Genomic DNA, 4751 nt, shown 5'->3' on the forward strand with positions numbered 1-4751 from the left:
TCGCCGCCCCGGCCGCGGCGGCGCCGGCCGCAGCCGCCCCGGTGGCTGTCGCCGCCGCGCCGGAAGCCGAGGGCCCGCATCCCGGCACCGTCACCTCGCCCATGGTCGGCGTCGCCTACCTGGCGCCGGAGCCGGGCGCGGCGCCCTTCATCACGCTGGGTGCCCGCGTCGCGCAGGGCCAGACGCTGCTGCTGATCGAGGCGATGAAGACCTTCAACCAGATCCGCGCGCCGCGCGCCGGCACCGTCACGCGCATCCTGGTGGAGAGCGGGTCGCCGGTGGAATACGGCGAGCCGCTGCTGGTGATCGAGTGAGCACGCCGTCCGATGACCGCAGCGGCGCGGAGCGCTGCGCAGGTCTGAACCGGCCGGCGGCGCCGCGAAGCGGCGCGGGGTAGGACATGAACATCCGCAAGGTTCTCATCGCGAACCGCGGCGAGATCGCGCTGCGCGTGCACCGCGCCTGCCAGGAAATGGGCATCCAGACCGTCGCGGTGCACTCCACCGCCGACAACACCGCGATGCATGTCCGCCTGGCCGATGAGAGCGTGTGCATCGGCCCGCCGCCGGCGCGCGAGAGCTACCTGAACATGGCGGCGATCCTCTCCGCGGCGGCGATCACCGGCGCGGATGCGATCCATCCGGGCTACGGCTTCCTGTCCGAGAACGCCTCCTTCGCCGAGATGGTGGAGGCGCATGGCCTGGCCTTCATCGGCCCCACGCCCGACCACATCCGCATGATGGGCGACAAGATCGCCGCCAAGGACGCGATGCGCCGGCTCGGCGTGCCGCTGGTCCCCGGCTCCCCCGGCGCGCTGGAGACGCTGGAGGAGGCGAAGGCGATCGCCGACGAGATCAAGTACCCCGTGCTGATCAAGGCCGCCGCCGGCGGCGGCGGGCGCGGCATGAAGGTGGCGCGCAGCGCCGACGAGCTGGAGGAGGCCTGGCGCGTCGCCCGCACCGAGGCCAAGGCCGCCTTCGGCGACGACAGCGTCTACATGGAGAAGTACCTCGACCGCCCGCGCCACATCGAGCTGCAGGTGCTGGCCGACGCCCATGGCAACGTCGTGCATTTCGGCGAGCGCGACTGCAGCCTTCAGCGGCGCCACCAGAAGCTGGTGGAGGAGGCCGGCAGCCCGGTGCTGACCGCCGCCGACCGCGATGCGCTCGGCGCCAACGTCACGCGCGCGCTGAAGGAGCTCGGCTACCGCAACGCCGGCACGCTGGAGTTCCTGTGGCAGGACGGCCAGTTCGCCTTCATCGAGATGAACACCCGCCTGCAGGTGGAGCATCCGGTGACCGAGATGGTCTGCGGCGTGGACCTGGTGAAGGAGCAGATCCGCGTCGCCGCCGGCCAGCCGCTCGGCTACCGGCAGGAGGACATCCGCTTCTCCGGCCACGCGATCGAGTGCCGCATCACCGCCGAGGACCCCGAAACCTTCGCGCCCAGCCCGGGGCGGGTGGACATGTACCACGCGCCGGGCGGCCTCGGCGTGCGCGTGGACAGCGCGCTCTACAGCGGATACGTGGTGCCGCCGCACTACGACAGCCTGGTGGCGAAGCTCGTGGTGCACGGCGCCACGCGCGCCGAGGCGATCGCCCGGCTTCGCCGGTCGCTGGCCGAGATGGTGGTCAGCGGCATCCGCACCACCCTGCCGCTGCACCAGCACATCGTGGCCGATCCCGAGTTCCAGGCCGGCGACTACACCATCCACTGGCTGGAGCGCTTCGTCTCCCGCATGCGGGAGAACTGACCGGCGGCCGGATGGCCGGACGACACCGGCTGCGGTCCCGGCGGGCGCGCCGGCCCTCTCGACGGCCTGACTGCAAGGACGTGTCGCGAATCTCGCACCCGCCCCCGGAAGTGCGCATACTGCGCGGGTGAGCCGCCGCCAGTTCGACATCACGCCGGAACTCCTGCTTCGCGCCTATCGCGCGGGGCTGTTCCCCATGGCCGAGAGCCGGCGCGGCGACCGGCTGTACTGGCTCGACCCGGAGCTGCGCGGCGTCATCCCGCTCGATGGCTTCCACCTGCCGCGGCGGCTGCTGCGCACCACGCTCTCCGGCCCCTTCACGGTCACCGCCAACCGCGACTTCGCCGGCGTGATCGCCGGCTGCGCGGAACCCGCGGAGGGGCGCGAGGAGACCTGGATCAACCCGGAGATCGAGCGGCTGTTCTTCGCGCTGCACCGCCTGGGGCACGCGCATTCCGTGGAGGTCTGGCTCGGCAAGCCGGAGGAGGAACGGCTGGTCGGCGGGCTCTACGGCGTCTCGCTCGGCGCCGCCTTCTTCGGCGAGAGCATGTTCAGCCGCATGCGCGACGCCTCCAAGGTGGCGCTGGTGCATCTGGTCGCGCGGCTGCGGCTGGCCGGCTTCCGCCTGCTGGACGCGCAGTTCCAGACCGCGCACCTGGCGCAGTTCGGCTGCCGGGAGGTGCCGCGCGCCGACTACAAGCGCCTGCTGTCGGAAGCGCTGGAGGAGGCGGTGACCTGGCAGGACAACCCCGACCCGGCGGCGCTGGAGGCGGAGATCCGCGCGCTGCGGCGGGCGGAGGAGGCGTAGCGCCTGATCCGCGAAGGCGGAATCGCCGAAGCGGTGAGCCAGCGGCCCGAACGAAGGCCTGAGCGTGATCGACCGAGGCGGATCACGCTCAGGCGGCGTGCGCTATCCCACGCGGCACTCCAGCAGCCGGATGTCGTAGACCGCGTGCTGCAGCATGTTCACGCCCGGCGCGTTGGCGAACATCCAGCCGCGGAACACGGCCGCGCCATTGGCCGGCGCGCGGCTGTCGGTGATCTCGATCCAGGCGGCGGCGTCGGGCACCTCGTCCGGCGGCCGGGCATGGCAGGCGCGCACCGTGATGGTCAGCGTGCCGAAGCGCTCCGGCCTGTCCAGCGGCACCCGCAGCGTCGTGACGCGCGCCGTCACCTTGTCCAGCGCCTGCAGCTCCGCCACGCGCTGCGGCAGCCAGGCCTGGGCAAGCGCGGGCAGCTGCAGGGCCGCGCAGGCCAGCAGCAGGATGCGGCGCATCAGCCGCCGCGCTTCGGGCTGGGCAGTGCGGCGACGAGGTTGGTCAGGATGCGGCGCATCGCCGCCTCCTCCACGCCCATCAGCACCGCATCCTCGAAGGTGTCACGCAGCACCTGCGCGGCCTCGCGGTGGTTCTCGGCCAGCATCTTCAGCTTCTCGCGGCAGGCGACGGGCGCGCCGTCCGCGCCGGGCCAGACCTGCGGCGGTTCGGTCGCGCCGGAGGCGCGCGGGGGTTCGGTCGCGCCGGAGGCGCGCGGGCCGTTGACCTGCGTCATCGCGGAGTGGCCGTGCCGCCCTCGCCCTGGCCCCGGGACCCGCTGCCCTGGCCTTCCGTCATGGAGAAGATGAAGCGCCCGAGCAGGCTTTCCAGGCTGACCGCCGATTGCGTGATGGTGATCTCGCCGCCATTGGCCAGGATGCGGTCCGCGCCGCCCGGCACGACCGAGACGAAGCGGCCGCCGAGCAGCCCCTCGCTCGCGATCTCGGCGGAGCTGTCGGCCGGGATGCGCAGGCTGCCGTCGATGCGCAGCGTCAGCACGGCCAGGAAGGTCTGCGGGTCGATGCGCTGGTCCGTCACCGAGCCGACCTTCACGCCCGCGATGCGGACGTCCGCGCCGGGCGCGAGACCGTCGATGCGGTCGAACTTCGCCGTCAGCGTCAGCGCCGGGCCGGAGATTCCGCCGCGGCCGGAATTGGTGACTGCGAAGACCAGGAAGGCCGCGGCGACCAGCAGCACCACGGCGCCGGCCGCGACCTCGGCGATGGAACGCGATTTCATCTTTCTTATGCCCTCAGTCGCCGGGCGGCCGCATCCGCGGCCTTGGCTGCGCGCCTACGCGGTGCTGCGTCGGGCCAAGCGGTTGCGCTGCGCGCGGGGCCGCGGTTGCGGCCCTGGCCGCCATCGCCATGAGGCGATCCAAGCGGGGGGGCTACTTCCCGGCGGGACACCGGCGCTCAGGACCCCGGGGTCCAGGCCTCGTAGTCGCCGGCCGTCGGGCGGCGCTGGCCGCCCTGGTAGTCGTGGCCGTGCGGACGGTAGGCCTGCGGCGTGCCGGTGGGGTTCGGGCGATGCTCCACCATCCAGGCGTGGCGCTTCTGCTCGGGCAGCGGCGCGTCGGTGGTGTGGTGCAGCCAGCCATGCCATTCGGGCGGCACCTTGGTGGCCTCGGCCTCGCCGGCATAGATCACGTAGCGGCGCTTCCGGCCGTAGCCCAGGAAGTCCTTGCGCGACTCGAAATAGGCATTGCCGAAGCGGTCGGTGCCGACCTGGCGGCCGGAGAGGCGGGCGAGCAGGCGCTCGAACATCGGTGACCCTCGATCCGCCCCGGGGCTGGGGCGGCGTTCGCATCTCATGTGGTACGGCTTTGTCGCACAACCGCGGGGGGCGCGCAAAGCAAGGGCGGGGATCGGCGTCCGACCGGGGTTGTCCACAGGATGTTGCGGTTGCGGCACCGGAATACCCCTAGATGCGGGTTGCCTCCGTCCCGAGTCGTCGCCACCATGCGGCCATGTCCAGCCTGCGTGGAACGCTGTGGGAAGGAATGGCGCTGTGGCGGGTCCGCGCCGCGCCGGACCCGGATTCCCCCACCCGCGCTGTGGCCCTCCCCGTCGCCTGGGACGAGGAGGAGGCCGCCGCGCTGGCCGCGATCGCGCCGGGCGCCGGCCCGGTGCTGCTGCCCCGCCTGGCCGAGGCCTGGGTCGGCGCGCTGGCGGAGCGCGGCC

Annotated in this window: 7 protein-coding genes and 1 pseudogene; 4 read left to right on the top strand and 4 right to left on the bottom strand. The window is 72.8% G+C overall.

The genetic code is table 11. The annotated features are described in order from the left end of the window. The 3 genes from OZN99_RS25765 to aat form a co-directional block, all read left to right on the top strand. Positions 1-314, top strand: a 314-nt coding sequence (locus OZN99_RS25765) for an acetyl-CoA carboxylase biotin carboxyl carrier protein (RefSeq protein ID WP_270938093.1), incomplete at its 5' end; no start/stop codon positions are given. A gap of 86 nt (positions 315-400) precedes the next feature. Next, entirely contained in the window at positions 401-1753 is a 1353-nt protein-coding gene (accC, locus tag OZN99_RS25770) for an acetyl-CoA carboxylase biotin carboxylase subunit (RefSeq protein WP_270938094.1), read from the top strand. Positions 1754-1880: 127 nt separating this feature from the next. Further along, positions 1881-2561, top strand: coding sequence for a leucyl/phenylalanyl-tRNA--protein transferase (gene aat, locus OZN99_RS25775; protein ID WP_270938095.1), 681 nt, complete (start codon positions 1881-1883; stop codon positions 2559-2561). 102 nt (positions 2562-2663) lie between these two features. Here the strand turns inward: aat and OZN99_RS25780 are convergent, their stop codons facing one another. From OZN99_RS25780 to OZN99_RS25795, 4 genes are all read right to left on the bottom strand, one after another. Then, entirely contained in the window at positions 2664-3029 is a 366-nt protein-coding gene (locus OZN99_RS25780) for a DUF2155 domain-containing protein (RefSeq protein WP_270938096.1), read from the bottom strand. Further along, the gene (locus tag OZN99_RS25785; RefSeq protein WP_270938097.1) at positions 3029-3304 is read right to left on the bottom strand and encodes a hypothetical protein; all 276 of its coding nucleotides are present in this window, start codon (positions 3302-3304) and stop codon (positions 3029-3031) included. The genes OZN99_RS25780 and OZN99_RS25785 overlap by 1 nt, the downstream gene beginning before the upstream one ends. Continuing rightward, positions 3301-3807, bottom strand: a complete 507-nt coding sequence (mlaD, locus tag OZN99_RS25790; protein ID WP_270938098.1) for an outer membrane lipid asymmetry maintenance protein MlaD — start codon at positions 3805-3807, stop codon at positions 3301-3303. Before mlaD ends, OZN99_RS25785 begins: the two co-directional genes overlap by 4 nt. A 176-nt stretch (positions 3808-3983) precedes the next feature. Further along, entirely contained in the window at positions 3984-4334 is a 351-nt protein-coding gene (locus tag OZN99_RS25795) for an NADH:ubiquinone oxidoreductase subunit NDUFA12 (RefSeq protein WP_270938099.1), read from the bottom strand. A gap of 203 nt (positions 4335-4537) precedes the next feature. Between OZN99_RS25795 and OZN99_RS25800 the strand changes: the two are divergent. Next, positions 4538-4751 (top strand): annotated as a pseudogene (locus tag OZN99_RS25800) (hypothetical protein); the annotation flags it as partial.

Origin of the sequence: Falsiroseomonas oryzae (assembly GCF_027856955.1) — a bacterium.
Taxonomy (GTDB): Bacteria; Pseudomonadota; Alphaproteobacteria; order Acetobacterales; family Acetobacteraceae; genus Falsiroseomonas; species Falsiroseomonas oryzae.

Bases quoted from the DNA above. Each gene is read 5' to 3' on its own strand.
- mlaD (WP_270938098.1), bottom strand. From the start codon at position 3,807: ATGAAATCGCGTTCCATCGCCGAGGTCGCGGCCGGCGCCGTGGTGCTG.
- OZN99_RS25780 (WP_270938096.1), bottom strand. From the start codon at position 3,029: ATGCGCCGCATCCTGCTGCTGGCCTGCGCGGCCCTGCAGCTGCCCGCG.
- accC (WP_270938094.1), top strand. From the start codon at position 401: ATGAACATCCGCAAGGTTCTCATCGCGAACCGCGGCGAGATCGCGCTG.
- OZN99_RS25785 (WP_270938097.1), bottom strand. From the start codon at position 3,304: ATGACGCAGGTCAACGGCCCGCGCGCCTCCGGCGCGACCGAACCCCCG.
- OZN99_RS25795 (WP_270938099.1), bottom strand. From the start codon at position 4,334: ATGTTCGAGCGCCTGCTCGCCCGCCTCTCCGGCCGCCAGGTCGGCACC.